A 17,149-nucleotide genomic window follows, 5' to 3' on the forward strand; every position below is an offset into this window, starting at 1 on the left:
TGTGGCGACAAGGAGGAAGTTATTACGAATGAAATGTCATACACCTCGTTCATTTACAAATATATAACATCCGTGTTTTCTTATAATCTTGCAAGCGGTATGCTAATTACCACGCTAAACGCCTAATACCTTGATACATGCTCAGAAAGTCATTGAAAAACGAGCACCGGTAAAAAAGCAATAACAACAATACGAAGTTATCATGACCCATCCGCTTATTAAGAAATACAACCTAGAACCTCATCCCGAGGGAGGTTTTTATCGTCAGGTTTTTCGTTCAGAAAATAAGACTACATCCTATGTCCATGGTGCCAGTCGTCCAGCACTCACCCATATCTATTTTCTTTTACTTAAGGGCCAAGTCAGTCGCTTTCATCGCGTTTTACACGATGAAGTATGGAATCACTATGAAGGTGCTCCTTTACAGCTATTCCAAATTCAAAAACAGCAGTTATGGGAACGCCGTATAGGTGGTGGCAACAACGATTATGTTGAAGTCGTTGAGGCGGGCAATTTTCAAGGAGCTGCAACTATGGGTGACTACTCACTTGTCGGTTGTACAGTCGCGCCAGGGTTTGATTTTGAAGATTTTAGCTTTATTGAAGAACCATCAATGAAAGAGTGGATAAAAGTTGCCCATCCAGACCTGACACGGTTTATTTAATAAATCTCTTAACTGAAAGGCAAAGACACGTCTTACCTGCGATTTTATAACCGCTTAAACTGGATTTTTAAGCGCCAATCAAGGATGATAACAGCAGTTTTTAAATATACGTCTGAACGTCCAACTTCTGGAATTATCTCAGACTATTTCACTTTAACGCCGCAGGTAACCCAACTATGTATAAATTGGTACTTATTCGTCATGGAGAAAGTCAGTGGAACTTGGAAAATCGTTTCACGGGCTGGCACGACGTTGACTTGACCGACACTGGTGTAGCACAAGCAAAGACCGCAGGTCAGCTTCTTAAAGATGCTGGATTTACATTTGATCAGGCATATACGTCTGTACTCCTTCGCGCAATCAAAACGCTTAATATTGCCCTTGAAGAAATGGGTCAACACTACCTTCCAGTTGAGCGCCACTGGCGCCTGAACGAGCGTCACTACGGTGCTCTGACCGGTCTAGACAAAGCGGAAACTGCTGCTAAGCACGGCGAAGAGCAAGTGAAAATCTGGCGTCGTAGCTTCGATATTCCACCTCCGGCAGTTGAAGACGATAGCGAACACTTCCCAGGTCACGACGCTCGTTATAACAATGTTGATGCTGATATTCTGCCACGTGGTGAAAGCCTGAAGCTTACTATCGAACGTGTATTACCTTACTGGCACGACGTTATTCGTCCAGACATCCAAGCTGGTAAGCGTGTAATTATTGCTGCCCATGGCAACAGCCTTCGTGCCCTTGTTAAGTATCTAGATGGTATGTCAGACGAAGAAGTGTTGGGACTAAACATTCCTACAGGTGTACCACTAGTATATGAACTAGATGAAAACCTTAAGCCAATCTCTAAAGAGTATCTTGGCGATGCTGATGCAATTAAAGCAATGATGGATGCAGTTGCAAAGCAAGGCAAAGCGAAGTAATCGAGTGCCTTTTTAGATACGAAAAAGCCTGCTTAAGCAGGCTTTTTTATGGGTATCTAATTAGACTAATTTGGCACTTTGACTAGCCAGTTGTGGGTATCTTCGGCTTTACCCCATTGGATATCATTTAACGCCTGTCTAAGTTTCATTGTCACCGGGCCAGCTTCGCCGCTTCCAACCTGATACTCTTTGTCGTTATGAATAAAAGTACCCACTGGCGTAAGCACAGCCGCTGTACCAGACAGCGCCGCTTCTGTATTTGGTTTTGCAGAGCGTTCTAATAGCTCTTCAACTGTAATATCGCGCTCACTTACTTTCATGCCGTGATCTTTAGCAATTTGAAGAACGGTTGCACGGGTTACTCCGTGTAAGAAGCTAGAGTCCAACCCTTTTGTAATGATCTCGTCACCGTCAATAAGTAAGAAGTTTGCTGCACCGGTTTCTTGAACGTCACCATTAGGACAAAACAGTATTTGATCAGCTTGAACTTCCGCGCGCGCTTTAAGAATAGGTGGTAAAGCACTGGCATAATTACCGCCACTTTTAACCATTCCCATATGTGGAGCACAGCGCATTCCAGTTTCATCTAACAACAAACGAAGCGGTTTTGCTCCGCCGGCAAAGTAATCGCCGACCGGAGACAATAATACGTATAGCATTGAATCCGCTGACGGTGCTGCAGCTTTGCCAATGGACGCTTCTGTACCGATATGAGTAGGACGAATGTACATAGAACCAGGAGGCTCTGGAACCTCAGAAGCGTATTTAGCAACAATATCAATAATCATCTTTTCAACTTGCGCTTTATCTATTTCAGGCAAATTTAAAAGGCGGCTACTTTGAGCAAAGCGCTCAATATTCTTATCCATTCTAAATATATTGATGCTGCCATCTTCATGCTTAAATGCTTTTAAACCTTCAAAGCATGTACTCGAATAGTGAAGCACGTGCGCACCAGGGTGAAGTGAAATGCTGTCTGCACTGACAAATTCGGTGTCAGTCCATTGATCGTTGACAAAGGTAGTAAGCGCCATTTGTGGCATGAATACTGTACCGAATACGGCCATTAGTTCGTCCTATTTACTTCGACTAAAATGTTATTCGCAAGAGTTTACCAAAAAACCTACACATTGCTAAAAGTAAGTCGACTCTATTAAGGCTTTTATCGAATAAGACCGTCTATGAATACTGACAGTGAGAAGAATTAAGGGTCCCAAAAGCAAAGAAAATGCTTTAGACGTAAGCTTTTCTGTAAGACGTTAATCTTGAATGTTTACTGTTTTCCTTCTAACGCTTTTTCTAGCAACTGTTCTATTCGTTTAACGCTTTCAATAAGTATCTTCAAATCACCGTTTTCATCGACTTCTTCTTTAGGGAACGTGCTATTATTTATTAGTAACTTGTCTTTTTGTGACAAAATTGTCTCTCTGAATGCATCGGCGTCATTGATACCAATAAGTGAAACCAAAGCGCCTTGCGCCGATTGCCCAGCAGTTTCGAATGACAACCGATATAAATTGAAGAGCCGCATTAACGGTCCTTGGACCATAGCTACATCGGTAATTTTCTCTAAAGGAATAGACTTCTCTTCTTTGTTAAATACACCTCGTTTTACGACCAGCTTTCGCTCTGTAACAACAGCAGACATAGCGGCCATTATTTTGCCACTGATCAGGAAAAACAAGGGAATGGATACAATCAAGAAAGGTATACCTACTATAGTGATAGACGACACCAACAGTAAACTTAAAAGCCAGTAGATTTTTACCGCAGGGTTAAAGGTAGCTTCAAATATTACTCTCTCAGACATCATCAGTTCCTTTTAGTTGGATATATTCAAGTATAACCCTAACAAGTGCGAGAAATGGTAAACAATTTTCTGGTTATTATTGATGCGCTAAGTAATAGCTTTTGAAGTCAGAGTGTATTTCTACGTTGCCAATAAGACGCAAAGAAAGTTGACGCTTACTAGAGTAATACAGTGGCACCTAATGAAATAAAGTACTCTGCTCCCTCTTTGATGTTCGCTGGAACATGGCCAGTGAATTAATGTACTCTGACCCCATTTTTTCTTTCTTCCAAACGCAAAAAACCCGCCATTAGGCGGGTTTTGTCGTGCAAAATCGTGACGCTCTTTGTCACGACTTTTGCGCAAGGAGGACACACAGTACGCTCAGTTTTTTACTACAACGTGCCTATACGAAAAAAGCCCTTGTCATAAGACAAGGGCTTCTTAGAATTAGGACCTGGCAGTGTCCTACTCTCACATGGGGAAGCCCCACACTACCATCGGCGCTAATACGTTTCACTTCTGAGTTCGGAATGGAGTCAGGTGGTACCGTATCGCTATGGCTGCCAGGAAAAACTGGTAACAATCTAGAAAACTGGATATCAATTCAATCAGTGAGTAACTACTTTTCACTCTACTTACTTTAGCTTGTCTACAACACTCAAAAGCCTAAAGCTTTTTGGGCGTTGTATGGTTAAGCCTCTCGGGCAATTAGTACAGGTTAGCTTAACGCCTTACAACGCTTCCACACCCTGCCTATCAACGTCATCGTCTATAACAACCCTTCCAGAACTTAAAGTTCAGGGATGACTCATCTTTGGGCCGGCTTCCCGCTTAGATGCTTTCAGCGGTTATCCGTTCCGAACATAGCTACCGGGCAATGCGATTGGCATCACAACCCGAACACCAGCGGTTCGTCCACTCCGGTCCTCTCGTACTAGGAGCAGCTCCCATCAATCATCCAACGCCCACACCAGATAGGGACCGAACTGTCTCACGACGTTCTAAACCCAGCTCGCGTACCACTTTAAATGGCGAACAGCCATACCCTTGGGACCGACTTCAGCCCCAGGATGTGATGAGCCGACATCGAGGTGCCAAACACCGCCGTCGATATGAACTCTTGGGCGGTATCAGCCTGTTATCCCCGGAGTACCTTTTATCCGTTGAGCGATGGCCCTTCCATACAGAACCACCGGATCACTATGACCTACTTTCGTACCTGCTCGACGTGTCTGTCTCGCAGTTAAGCTAGCTTATGCCATTGCACTAACCTCACGATGTCCGACCGTGATTAGCTAACCTTCGTGCTCCTCCGTTACTATTTGGGAGGAGACCGCCCCAGTCAAACTACCCACCAGACACTGTCCACAATCCCGATAAGGGACCAATGTTAGAACATCAAACATACAAGGGTGGTATTTCAAGGACGGCTCCACACAATCTAGCGACTGTGCTTCAAAGCCTCCCACCTATCCTACACATGTAGGTTCAATGTTCAGTGCCAAGCTGTAGTAAAGGTTCACGGGGTCTTTCCGTCTAGGTGCGGGTACACAGCATCTTCACTGCGATTTCAATTTCACTGAGTCTCGGGTGGAGACAGCGTGGCCATGGTTACACCATTCGTGCAGGTCGGAACTTACCCGACAAGGAATTTCGCTACCTTAGGACCGTTATAGTTACGGCCGCCGTTTACCGGGGCTTCGATCAAGAGCTTCGTCCGAAAACTAACCCCATCAATTAACCTTCCGGCACCGGGCAGGTGTCACACCCTATACGTCCTCTTACGAGTTTGCAGAGTGCTGTGTTTTTAATAAACAGTCCCAGCCACCTGGTCACTGCGGCCTCCATTTGCTTACCACGCGAAGTGTTCACAAACAGAGGCGTACCTTCTCCCGAAGTTACGGTACAATTTTGCCGAGTTCCTTCACCCGAGTTCTCTCAAGCGCCTTAGTATTCTCTACCTGACCACCTGTGTCGGTTTGGGGTACGGTTCATATAATCATAAGTTTAGAAGCTTTTCCTGGAAGCAGGGCATCAACAACTTCACTCCCTTGGGAGCTCGTCTCGTGTCTCGGCCTTGAAAACCCGGATTTACCTAAGTCTTCAGCCTACGCACTTTCACTTGGACAACCAACGCCAAGCTTGCCTAGCCTTCTCCGTCCCTCCATCACTGATTATATAAGTACGGGAATATTAACCCGTTTCCCATCGACTACGCATTTCTGCCTCGCCTTAGGGGCCGACTTACCCTGCCCTGATTAGCATGGGACAGGAAACCTTGGTCTTCCGGCGTGGGAGTTTTTCACTCCCATTATCGTTACTCATGTCAGCATTCGCACTTGTGATATGTCCAGCAAGCTTTACAACTCACCTTCATCCACTTACACAACGCTCCCCTACCCAGCATGTAAACATGCTGCCGCAGCTTCGGTATATTGCTTAGCCCCGTTACATCTTCCGCGCAGGCCGACTCGACTAGTGAGCTATTACGCTTTCTTTAAAGGGTGGCTGCTTCTAAGCCAACCTCCTAGCTGTCTATGCCTTCCCACATCGTTTCCCACTTAGCAATATTTTGGGACCTTAGCTGGCGGTCTGGGTTGTTTCCCTCTCCACGACGGACGTTAGCACCCGCCGTGTGTCTCCCGGATAGTTCTCATTGGTATTCGGAGTTTGCAAAGGGTTGGTAAGTCGGGATGACCCCCTAGCCTTAACAGTGCTCTACCCCCAATGGAATTCGTCCGAGGCTCTACCTAAATAGATTTCGGGGAGAACCAGCTATCTCCCGGTTTGATTGGCCTTTCACCCCCAGCCACAAGTCATCCCCTAACTTTTCAACGTTAGTGGGTTCGGTCCTCCAGTTGATGTTACTCAACCTTCAACCTGCTCATGGCTAGATCACCGGGTTTCGGGTCTATACCTAGCAACTAAACGCGCAGTTAACACTCGCTTTCGCTACGGCTCCGCTATTCGCTTAACCTTGCTACTAAATATAAGTCGCTGACCCATTATACAAAAGGTACGCAGTCACCCCGAAGGGCTCCCACTGCTTGTACGTATACGGTTTCAGGTTCTATTTCACTCCCCTCACAGGGGTTCTTTTCGCCTTTCCCTCACGGTACTGGTTCACTATCGGTCAGTTAGGAGTATTTAGCCTTGGAGGATGGTCCCCCCATATTCAGTCAAGATAACACGTGTCCCGACCTACTCGATTTCACTGTAAAGATTGCGTCGTGTACAGGGCTATCACCTTGTATCGCTCCTCTTCCCAAAGGATTCCACTACATTCAATACAGCTTAAGGGCTGTTCCCCGTTCGCTCGCCGCTACTAGGGGAATCTCAATTGATTTCTTTTCCTAAGGGTACTTAGATGTTTCAGTTCCCCTCGTTCGCCTCGTTACACTATGTATTCATGTAACGATACCTGTAAACAGGTGGGTTTCCCCATTCGGACATCTGTGGCTCAAATGCATTTTGTCGGCTCACCACAGCTTTTCGCAGACTTACACGTCCTTCATCGCCTCTAACTGCCAAGGCATCCACCGTATACGCTTCGTCACTTAACCATACAACCCCAAACAGCCTTTTGACTTCTGTCTAAGTTATGTCGTATGCATGACAAGCTAATCGGAAGAATTGCCTTGCTATCAAATCATCGATTGATAACAAGCAATTCAGTCAAGTAGAGTAAAAAGTCATCTTTCGATTTCTCAGTTACTCAATTTTGATTGATTACTATTAATATCAGCTTTCCAAATTGTTAAAGAACTATCGTGCAAAATCATGACGCTTTTTGTCATGACTTTTGCGCAAGGAGGACCTACATTACTCTTTCAAGTATCGTAAATGCTCCCTCAGGGTAAAAAACCCTAATCAATCTTTACTGAAACAGTAAATATTCATTAGGATTTCGGGTCCAACGTGACACGTTTCTACCTTTGTTACCTTCCTTTCTTAAATTAAGGAAATGGTAGGCTTGGGCAGACTTGAACTGCCGACCTCACCCTTATCAGGGGTGCGCTCTAACCAGCTGAGCTACAAGCCTTCAGTACTTCGCTTATGCAAGTTCAGTGTCAAGTAGATGGTGGAGCTAAGCAGGATCGAACTGCTGACCTCCTGAATGCAAATCAGGCGCTCTCCCAGCTGAGCTATAGCCCCATAAACTTGTGTCGTTCTTCATTTTAAACAAGACTATCTGTGTAGGCACTGCATCAAGGCGTCTATCGACGTAATGGTAAGGAGGTGATCCAACCCCAGGTTCCCCTAGGGTTACCTTGTTACGACTTCACCCCAGTCATGAAACACAAAGTGGTAATCGTCCTCCCGAAGGTTAGACTAACTACTTCTTTTGCATCCCACTCCCATGGTGTGACGGGCGGTGTGTACAAGGCCCGGGAACGTATTCACCGCAGTATTCTGACCTGCGATTACTAGCGATTCCGACTTCATGGAGTCGAGTTGCAGACTCCAATCCGGACTACGACATTCTTTAAGGGGTCCGCTCCACATCACTGTCTCGCTTCCCTCTGTAAATGCCATTGTAGCACGTGTGTAGCCCTACACGTAAGGGCCATGATGACTTGACGTCGTCCCCACCTTCCTCCGGTTTGTCACCGGCAGTCTCCTTAGAGTGCCCAACTTAATGCTGGCAACTAAGGACAAGGGTTGCGCTCGTTGCGGGACTTAACCCAACATCTCACGACACGAGCTGACGACAGCCATGCAGCACCTGTGTCAGAGTTCCCGAAGGCACCAATCTATCTCTAGAAAGTTCTCTGCATGTCAAGTGTAGGTAAGGTTCTTCGCGTTGCATCGAATTAAACCACATGCTCCACCGCTTGTGCGGGCCCCCGTCAATTCATTTGAGTTTTAACCTTGCGGCCGTACTCCCCAGGCGGTCTACTTAGCGCGTTAGCTTCGCTACTCACGACTTAAAGTCACAAACAGCTAGTAGACAGCGTTTACGGTGTGGACTACCAGGGTATCTAATCCTGTTCGCTACCCACACTTTCGCACATGAGCGTCAGTCTTTGGCCAGGGAGTCGCCTTCGCCACTGATGTTCCTCCAGATATCTACGCATTTCACCGCTACACCTGGAATTCCACTCCCCTCTCCAAGACTCTAGTCTGCCAGTTCTAAATGACCATCCCAGGTTGAGCCCGGGGCTTTCACATCTAGCTTAACAAACCGCCTGCGTGCGCTTTACGCCCAGTAATTCCGATTAACGCTCGCACCCTCCGTATTACCGCGGCTGCTGGCACGGAGTTAGCCGGTGCTTCTTCTGTTGTTAACGTCACGGCTAGCAGGTATTAACTACTAACTTTTCCTCACAACTGAAAGTGCTTTACAACCCGAAGGCCTTCTTCACACACGCGGCATGGCTGCATCAGGGTTTCCCCCATTGTGCAATATTCCCCACTGCTGCCTCCCGTAGGAGTCTGGGCCGTGTCTCAGTCCCAGTGTGGCTGATCTTCCTCTCAGAACAGCTAGAGATCGTCGCCTTGGTAAGCCTTTACCTTACCAACTAGCTAATCTCACTTGGGCCTCTCTTTGCGCCGGAGCCGAAGCCCCGTTTGGTCCGTAGACATTATGCGGTATTAGCAGTCGTTTCCAACTGTTATCCCCCTCGCAAAGGCAAGTTCCCAAGCATTACTCACCCGTCCGCCACTCGTCATCTTCTAGCAAGCTAGAAATGTTACCGTTCGACTTGCATGTGTTAGGCCTGCCGCCAGCGTTCAATCTGAGCCATGATCAAACTCTTCAATTAAATATATCGAAATATGAATCGTCGTTGTGACACTCTTAACGAGTGCCCACACAGATTGTCTTGTCTAAATTTTTAAAGAACATTCACTAGAAGCCTTGCTTCTTAGTGACTCACCCTGTTCGAGTGAGGTGCGCATTATACGCTGGAAGTTTTCAGTGTCAACACTTTTTGAAAATTTATTTTCGAAAGCGTTTCTTCTAAACTCCCGTCTTTACTGGCCTATAAAGGTAGTAGAGACTTACTTCAGGAGGGTTGCTGTTTTGCTTTTCCCCCGAAGCGGATGCGCATTTTAGGGAAATGAGCGCTCACGTCAACAAGTATTTTAAAAAAAACCTTATTTTTCGATCGTTTGCATAAACAATGCGCAATACGTTCATAAAAACCACTAATTAACCGCGCTTTTCACGATCTATAAGGTTAGTTAATTGGTAAGTCATGCTGTGTACTATAAATTAATAGAACAGTATTTGAACGTGTACGTGGATTATTAAGGGGTTCGCATGAAGGTTTCTGAATTTAGAACCGCTGGAAAACTCATAACGGGTCTTGGTGCTATAAAAGCTCTCACTGATGAAATGGCGAGATTATCCATAAAGGACTGTGCCATCGTTACTGACAAAGGCGTTTCGTCATCCGGTCTTCTTGATCAACTACTCACACTGCTACCCTCCTCACCGTTACTTATTATTGATGACATTCCACCTGAGCCTGAAGTGAATATCATAGAGGATAAGTTAGCGACACTTCGTGAGAAGCAAGTAGACGGAATTATTGCTCTTGGTGGAGGTAGCGCTATTGATAGTGCAAAAGTACTTGCAGCTACATATGATCATGCCGGCCCCCTCAGTGAACTCTTCGGTGAAAATACGCTTTCAAAACGTCGTTTGCCTCTTATTGTTATCCCTACTACCGCAGGTACAGGTTCAGAAGTTACCAACATTGCTATCTTGTCAGACCCGATAGCACAGATGAAAAAAGGGATTGTTAGCCACTGCTTGTTACCCGATGTTGCTATTGTTGCACCTGAGATGACAAAAACGTGCCCACAGTCGATTACAGCAGCGAGCGGTATAGACGCATTCGTTCACGCGCTTGAAGCTTATATAAGTGTAAATGCCAGCCCAATTACCGATGCACTAGCAGAGAAAGCACTGAAGCTTATCTTTAATTCATTACTTCACGCTTATAGTAACGGTGAGAACTTATCAGCACGGGAAGATATGGCCACCGGCAGTTTAATGGCCGGTCTTGCGTTTGGAAACGCGGGCGTGGGGGCAGTACATGCCTTAGCTTATCCACTAGGGGGACGGTTTCATCTGTCACATGGCATGAGTAACGCGGTAATGCTACCTCATGTATTGAAAGTAAATGCACCGTTCTGCCAAGACAAACTTTATTGTGTGGCTAAGCTTTTAAAGGTATGTGAGCGCCACCACCCAAAAGAGGAGGCAATAAAACTATTATTAGTTGCTGTAGAAAAACTGTGTCGCGATGTTGGCATTCCCGCTTCACTCACCCACTTTAATATTTCGCCTTCTTGTGTAGGTGAATTAGCAGAAGAGGCGAGTAAAGTGACTCGCCTTCTTCGCAATAATCCCAAGCAATTGAGTATTGAAGAGATTGAAGATATCTATCGGCTTGCTTTTTAAAGTGGTCTTACCCACCAATTTCAATTCAGCCTTAGTTAACGCTTTTATACTTGCCGTGGTTATAATGGGCACACAGTAACAACGTCATAATAGTAGTAATTTTATGAGTCAACTTTTCAGTGCCCTTTCTCGCGCATTAAGCCCCTATTACACCGAAATGAGCATTATGCTTATGGCCACAATTTTAGTGGTGTACGGCGACCTGATTAACGGCCATGTAAAACGCATACTGGCACCTTATCATTTCATCATTCGCGTTAGTTTGTTTGTAGTCCTTTGTGCCTTCGGCTATGGCGCACTAACCTTATACGGCGCACCGTTCTTAAAACACACCCTAGCCTACTTGCCTTGGCAGTACCAAGGTGCAGGCTACGTGGCTTCGTTTCTGTTGATTGGCTTTTTGGCTGAGAGGCGTAAGTATGTTTAGCAGCTTTTTACCCCGTCTAAAAAACTAAGCGACTGTTTTACTATATTGCTCGATGTACTTTTTAGGTGGTAGGTGCATGACCTTCTTGAAAGAAGTAGAAAAGTAAGCCGCTGTTCCAAAGCCAACATCTAAACATGTATCTAAAATACTATTTCCCTCTAGCAGCAGTGGGATAGATTTTTCAATTCTGAAGCGCGACAGAAACTCGCTAAAATTGTACTCGAACAATTCAGACATCCTTCGATTTAAGCTTCTTGGACTTATCAATAACTGAGAAGCAGCTTGGTCTCGATTGAACGCTTCGTCTTGATAATTCTTCTCAAGTACAGCGATAAAATTCAGATAAAACGCCATATCCTTCTCGTTATCAAATTCTGGAATTGTTAAACACCCAAATTTGAAAACGGGAAGCGTGCTTTCATCTTCTTCTTTTTCTTTTGCTTCTCTGACAGACAATAAATGTTCAACACGCAGTATTATCTCTTCATTTGAAGCTGGCTTCGCTAAGAAGTAATCTACCTTTTCCTCTAACGCAGCTTTCTCGAGTTCAGTTCCTATTTCAGCAGTCAGCATTAATATCGGAATATTTGCATAACTTGCATTGCTGCGAATAGCTTTAGTTAAACTAAGCCCGTCCATTTCATGCATCATTTGATCTGTTATTACTAAGTCCACCAAATAATGTTGCATTACATCTAAGGCTTGGACACCGTTTCGCGCAACTAGGCAGCGGTATTTGTCAGAGAATAGGTCAAAAAGATAAGAACGGAACTCTCTGCTGTCATCAACGATTAACAGCGATTTCTTATTTGTTTTAGCATCCGCTGGCAAAAGATTTTCAGCGTGCGAATTCACAAAAACAATATCGTCAATCGGAAGCGTTACGGTTATTTTCGTACCCACACCTTTTTGACTCTGAAGTACAACATCTCCTTGGTTCAACTCTACTAGAGTTTTAACCATAGCCAGCCCTACACCATTTCCATCTAATTTAGTGTTACCTTTAGCAAACCTTTCAAATACTTTGCTCTGTAAGTTTTCCTCAATTCCCTCACCATCATCAGTTACAGTAATCTTTAGTGCCTTACTATCCTGTATAGCGCTTACCTTTATCGTGCCAAGTTCAGGTGTAAACTTGATAGCATTTTGGACTAAGTTAGCCACGATTTTCTCAAGGCTTTCACTGATCAGAGACACACTTTTTTTAACCTTTATCCGCACTTCTAGATTTTGCCTTTTTTGCTTGGCTAAAGGTTCTAGAGATAACAAAATAAAACGGATATTTTCGGGTGAATAAGACTTGTAATAATCTTCTGCTTTGAAAGCTGTAGGGACATCCTGACTCATCTGATTAATTAATTGCTCGACCCTTTTCACATTGTCTTGAATGCAGACTAATTCTTTGCGCGTGCCCTTATCTGCGTCAGGAATTTTTTCTAACGAGCCGTTAATCACTTGGATTGGTGTTCGAAGTTCAGAGGTTATTTCGTTGATGAAACGCTCTTTACTGCGAAGCATTTTTTCGAACTTTGAGTGTCCATCTGTTATTTCATACCGCGTGAGATGAGTGTATAGCGAGGTGGTTTTGAAATAACCCCAAAGCGCTGCTAAATATTTCAACCTATATGCAATAAGCAGACTTAAAGCCACAAGAAAATATCCGCCTAATGCATACCGTTGGAGGTATATTGGTTGCTCTACCTCGAAACTAAGAGACGTAATCGGGTTTTCGCCACCGCTTACTCTTGCTTGGAATTCATACCGACCAGGCTCTAAATCTGCCATGGTAAGAAATGCTTGGGGTAAAGGGTGTAACTTCCACTCTTCGTCCATGCCTAAAATTCTAAACTCTAACTTTTCATTCTCATGGTTAGAAAAACTGCTCGTCCTAAAATCAAGAGAAAGTTTATCGAAATCACTTTCTAACTTTATAGTCTCTTCAAACGCTATCGGCTGTGAATAAACTTTATGAGTTTGCATCCCACTATCGGCCCACTCTGCTCTAGTAAATACAACTTTACTTTTTAAGCTGTCTTTGGCTTTCATGGCTGCTATCGCTTTTTCTTCGTCAACCAGATAAGAATACTTATCGCCAAGAATAATCAACCTTTCACCAAACTGGTGTATCCCTCGATATTCGAAATCTGTATCAAATACGCCGTCGCTTTCATTGAAGGAAACTAGTTTCTTATCTGAAGTGACCACAAAAAGCCCCATATTGGTCAAAAACCACAAGTGATTACTTTCACTATATAGGGCTCCTCTAACAAACCTAGCTCCAGTACCAGCTAATAGGTCGGAGGTACTTATTTCTCCTGTGACTTTATTTATCGATTTGATACCCTGCCCTGAAGTACAAAGTAAGAAAACTTCTTGCATTTCAATCAAGCAAGTAAGCCCTACCCATCCACCGTCATCAGGTGAAATAGACTTCCAATTAAACTTGGACATTTGTATATGAAAATTACTATCGCTATCAAACCCTGCTATTTCACCTGAAGTTGTTAAGAATGAGCTGAGCATTTTCCGAGGTGCAGGGATCTTATCTACTATTACGCCATCATTTAATATATCGTAAAAAGCTTTACTCCCATCATCATAATACAAATAGAGAAGCGAGCCTGATTGCTGAATGGCATGACTAAACCTAGAACTGCAGTAATCATCATGAAAGCTATAACTTTTAGAAAGTTCGGCATACTCAAATAGATTTTCATCAATACAGCGGTTCCCTCCCCAAAAACTGAAGGGCTTTAACTCTCCTGTTTCTATGTTTATAAGATAATCTTGCCTTTGAGTACTAACTCCATACCCAAACTCATCACTAAAGCCAAACGACTTAATGTTTTGCCTAAGTACTTGTTCATCTTTATGTATTAGATTAATAGCTTCGTGAGACTGTGTAATTGAGATAAGACCAAGCTGAGACGAGGCCAGTAGTAATTCGCCTGAAGGAAGTTCTGCTAATTTTACGATACTCCTAATACCGTCTGAAGTTATGAGCGGCGCCATAAAATCAGGTTTGTTAATTTTTCCATCATTTAATTCATAAAGACCTCCTGCAGCGACAAATATCCTGTGAGAATTTGAGACATAGATATCTGAAACAGGGCCAACAGGGTACTGAGGATTTCCAAAAGGGAAAAACGACTTATTGTCAGTTACGGTGTCCCAAACATAGACCCCCTCGCTACCACCAAGGTAAAGAGTCTCGCCGAGCACTGACACGACATCGATCGATGAAAGACTAGTTAGAAAACTATCTACGGGTATTATTTCGCTCGTTTCTTTTTTAGGATCAATTTTAACTAACCCACTTTCAGATCCAAGGTAAATCAAGCCATCTACTGATACTGCCAAAGAAAGTACATTGCTTACATTACCCGGCGCAACGTTTGATGCCCACTCCTGAAGCTCTCCGGTCTTTTTGTCAACAACGATAATTCCAGTAATTAGTGAAACTACTGTGTACTGCTCAAGAACCCCTATCTTCCAAGCATATCGTGGCCACTTATCTCCAGAACGAAATTTTTCTATGGCACCCGTGTCTGTCCTGTATTTGAAAACCCCTACACCAAATTCGACGATCCAGAGTGTATATTTTCCATCATAGTATAAGTCTGAAATAGTCCCCCGCTCATTAGGGTCGATGTTATATTCTAACTTCTCTGAACGACCGCCTAAATACCTAAACAAACCATTTTCTGAAGCTATATAGACTGCATTGCCAACAACTTCAGTATCTCTAATTATTCCTACGGGAATACCAGCAAATTTAGTTTTCCCGTTCAAAGTAACACCAAAAGCACTAACACTTTTTGAATAGGTGAAACAAAAAAACATAAAAATTGCGCCAATAATGACCAATTTTCCAAAAAGTCTAATTCTTGTCTCTAACTGCAAATCCATATGTCTTTAGCCTTGTTATTTTTTAAATGCTTTCTTTAAGCAATAACAAACTTTATAAAAAGGAATTAACTATGAGTATCGAACAAAATATGAACATGCAAGAGTTGGCAGAGGAAGACTATACTAAAGTATATGCAGGCACTGGGCACTTTTGCTTATTAGAAGAAGACTTAATGGCAATAATGCCCGAATTTCCAACTCTACCTTCGGGTCATAAAGTCGACATCTAAACCAACAACCACTTCATCCCAGCATTCTCGGCGGCTTGCTGGTCATAAATAAAGTCGCCTACATACAGGCAGTCTTCAGGTTGAAGCTGCCATGTGTTCGCCACTATTAATAAGGCGGTTGGGTCGGGTTTGGCTGGGGCATCTTCGCGGGTTATCACGTAGTCGATAGGTATACTGTTATTGGCTACCTTAATTGCGGTGGCTTGTCGGCAGTTGCGGGTAACAATTGCCATGGGGAGCTTGTGTGCCTGCACTTTCTCTACCATGGCTTTGCCAATGGGTAACCACTTGGCGTTTTCTGCATCGTCTAGTTCGTGTTGCAAAATAGTGCGGTGGGCGTTGGCTTTGGTTTCGGCGCAGCTAAGGGCTTCAACAAAGGTAAGAATGTCTTCGTTTTGTGGGCAGCCTACATCGGCACGCATTTGCGTGAAGTTAAGGCTAGACTCTACCAAGGTGCCATCTAAATCAAATATCACACCTTTTATGCCGCTTAAGTTCATTTGCTCAATACTCACGGTTTTCTCGTCCTTTTACTTCACTGTTATTCTTAAAGTTCGGTTAACGCCCACTTAATTGTGGACTGCGCTTAACTTACTCACTAACCTTGCCACTAACATAATGCCACGAATGCCTTTAGCCTTCTGTTACGTTTGCTTAAGGCTATGATGTTCTGACTAAAAATCAACTGAATGATTTAAGTTTACCCCGCCCACACCTTGCATTAGCATAGCCGCTCTTTTTGTCAGACTACTTATTTGCCCCAGCGTTATTGGGCAAAGTTTTAACAGGTAATTTATGGGTGTTTTTGCTGCGCTAGGTACAGCGCTTTGTTGGGCCATTGCTGCACGCTTATTCCGGGGAACCGGTAACGCGTTTTCGCCACTAACTATGAACTTTTGGAAAGGCCTAATTTCAATTGCCATTTTAGCCTTGGTTTTAGTTGTGGTTCAGCCAACCGGGCTTACCACCAGCGCAGTGTTGTGGCTATTACTTAGCGGCCTAATTGGCATAGGCATTGGCGACACCTGTTTCTTTAAAGCCCTACAAAGTATTGGCGATAGCCAAGCGGTACTGGTTGCCGAAACCCTTGCGCCTTTATTTACCGCGCTTTTCGCTATGGCCTTTATTGGCGAATGGATTACCTGGCAGCAGTGGGTTGGCGTTGCGGTGGTACTGTTTTCGGTAGATATGGTGATAAAGGCACGTAAACGCAGTTCTACTCATGTATTTGCTACCAGCGGTTATTTATATGGCGTAGGCGCCGCACTATGCCAGGCCATTGGCGCGGTAGTCAGCCGCGACATTTTAAGCGCTGGAGAAGTTGACGCTGCAAGCGCGGCATTTTTGCGCCTAGTGGGTGGTATGGCCTTTGTGATACCGCTTATCGCCTTAACCAAAACCCGCTATATACCTGTTATCGACTATCAAAGTAGCCACGGCAAACGCATATGGCCTGCCTTTGTATTAGCTACTCTGCTTGGCACTACTGCAGCTATTTACTTACAAATGTTTGCATTTGCCTATGCCAAAGCTGCCGTGGTTCAAACCCTTATTGCTACAAGCGCGTTAATGTCGCTAGGGGTTGCCTGGGTACTTGGTGAGAGGGCAACAAAAGCCACTATTGCATGGTCTGCCGTTGCATTAGTAGGCGTTGCAATTTTGGTAAGCTTTGGATCGTCGGTGCATTAAAGGCCGTTTACTTTTTACCTTCAAGAAATATGAGATTCAGACACAAAAAAGCCGTAAGTTTTAAGGGCTTCATGTGGTAGTTCGTAACTCAAATCGATATT

Annotated in this window: 10 protein-coding genes, 2 tRNA genes and 3 rRNA genes; 6 read left to right on the forward strand and 9 right to left on the reverse strand. The window is 44.2% G+C overall.

Going from position 1 to position 17,149, the window contains the following annotated elements; all coding sequences use genetic code 11:
- Positions 1–202 precede the first annotated feature (202 nt).
- Positions 203–664: a cupin domain-containing protein gene (locus tag ACXAER_RS08480; protein WP_179982112.1), complete on the forward strand. Its 462-nt coding sequence runs from the start codon at positions 203–205 to the stop codon at positions 662–664.
- Positions 665–840: 176 nt separating this feature from the next.
- Positions 841–1,587, forward strand: a complete 747-nt coding sequence (gene gpmA / locus ACXAER_RS08485; protein ID WP_474828324.1) for a 2,3-diphosphoglycerate-dependent phosphoglycerate mutase — start codon at positions 841–843, stop codon at positions 1,585–1,587.
- 65 nt (positions 1,588–1,652) lie between these two features.
- Here gpmA and ACXAER_RS08490 read toward each other — a convergent pair whose 3' ends face one another.
- The 7 genes from ACXAER_RS08490 to ACXAER_RS08520 form a co-directional block, all read right to left on the reverse strand.
- Positions 1,653–2,654, reverse strand: coding sequence for a branched-chain amino acid aminotransferase (locus ACXAER_RS08490; RefSeq protein ID WP_474828326.1), 1,002 nt, complete (start codon positions 2,652–2,654; stop codon positions 1,653–1,655).
- A gap of 206 nt (positions 2,655–2,860) precedes the next feature.
- On the reverse strand, positions 2,861–3,397 hold the full coding sequence (locus ACXAER_RS08495; protein ID WP_474828328.1) for a PH domain-containing protein: 537 nt from the start codon (positions 3,395–3,397) through the stop codon (positions 2,861–2,863).
- Positions 3,398–3,831: 434 nt separating this feature from the next.
- Positions 3,832–3,947: ribosomal RNA gene (gene rrf, locus ACXAER_RS08500) — 5S ribosomal RNA — on the reverse strand.
- Between the two features lie 119 nt (positions 3,948–4,066).
- Positions 4,067–6,942 (reverse strand): 23S ribosomal RNA (locus ACXAER_RS08505).
- 402 nt (positions 6,943–7,344) lie between these two features.
- Positions 7,345–7,421, reverse strand: a tRNA-Ile gene (locus tag ACXAER_RS08510).
- 37 nt (positions 7,422–7,458) lie between these two features.
- Positions 7,459–7,534: transfer RNA gene (locus ACXAER_RS08515), tRNA-Ala, on the reverse strand.
- A gap of 77 nt (positions 7,535–7,611) precedes the next feature.
- Positions 7,612–9,144: ribosomal RNA gene (locus ACXAER_RS08520) — 16S ribosomal RNA — on the reverse strand.
- Together the 16S, 23S and 5S rRNA genes with 2 tRNA genes alongside form the textbook arrangement of a ribosomal RNA operon.
- 500 nt (positions 9,145–9,644) lie before the next feature.
- Here ACXAER_RS08520 and ACXAER_RS08525 point away from each other — a divergent pair.
- Both ACXAER_RS08525 and ACXAER_RS08530 read left to right on the forward strand, forming a co-directional pair.
- The gene (locus ACXAER_RS08525; RefSeq protein ID WP_474828330.1) at positions 9,645–10,793 is read left to right on the forward strand and encodes an iron-containing alcohol dehydrogenase; all 1,149 of its coding nucleotides are present in this window, start codon (positions 9,645–9,647) and stop codon (positions 10,791–10,793) included.
- A gap of 103 nt (positions 10,794–10,896) precedes the next feature.
- On the forward strand, positions 10,897–11,220 hold the full coding sequence (locus ACXAER_RS08530) for a DUF3392 family protein (RefSeq protein WP_474828332.1): 324 nt from the start codon (positions 10,897–10,899) through the stop codon (positions 11,218–11,220).
- Positions 11,221–11,244: 24 nt separating this feature from the next.
- On the opposite strand, the gene ACXAER_RS08535 is transcribed toward ACXAER_RS08530, so the two are convergent.
- Positions 11,245–15,129 (reverse strand): hybrid sensor histidine kinase/response regulator transcription factor, encoded by a 3,885-nt coding sequence (locus ACXAER_RS08535; RefSeq protein WP_474828335.1) that lies wholly within the window; start codon positions 15,127–15,129, stop codon positions 11,245–11,247.
- Between the two features lie 71 nt (positions 15,130–15,200).
- On the opposite strand from ACXAER_RS08535, the gene ACXAER_RS08540 reads away from it, so the two are divergent.
- Entirely contained in the window at positions 15,201–15,359 is a 159-nt protein-coding gene (locus ACXAER_RS08540; RefSeq protein WP_474828337.1) for a hypothetical protein, read from the forward strand.
- Here ACXAER_RS08540 and ACXAER_RS08545 read toward each other — a convergent pair.
- Positions 15,356–15,874 (reverse strand): HAD family hydrolase, encoded by a 519-nt coding sequence (locus tag ACXAER_RS08545; protein WP_474828339.1) that lies wholly within the window; start codon positions 15,872–15,874, stop codon positions 15,356–15,358. The two genes, ACXAER_RS08540 and ACXAER_RS08545, sit on opposite strands and share 4 nt — an antisense overlap.
- Positions 15,875–16,154: 280 nt before the next feature.
- Between ACXAER_RS08545 and ACXAER_RS08550 the strand changes: the two genes are divergently transcribed.
- The gene (locus ACXAER_RS08550; RefSeq protein ID WP_474828341.1) at positions 16,155–17,048 is read left to right on the forward strand and encodes a DMT family transporter; all 894 of its coding nucleotides are present in this window, start codon (positions 16,155–16,157) and stop codon (positions 17,046–17,048) included.
- Positions 17,049–17,149 lie beyond the last annotated feature (101 nt).

The organism is Alteromonas sp. AWJ4_199, from assembly GCF_056159165.1.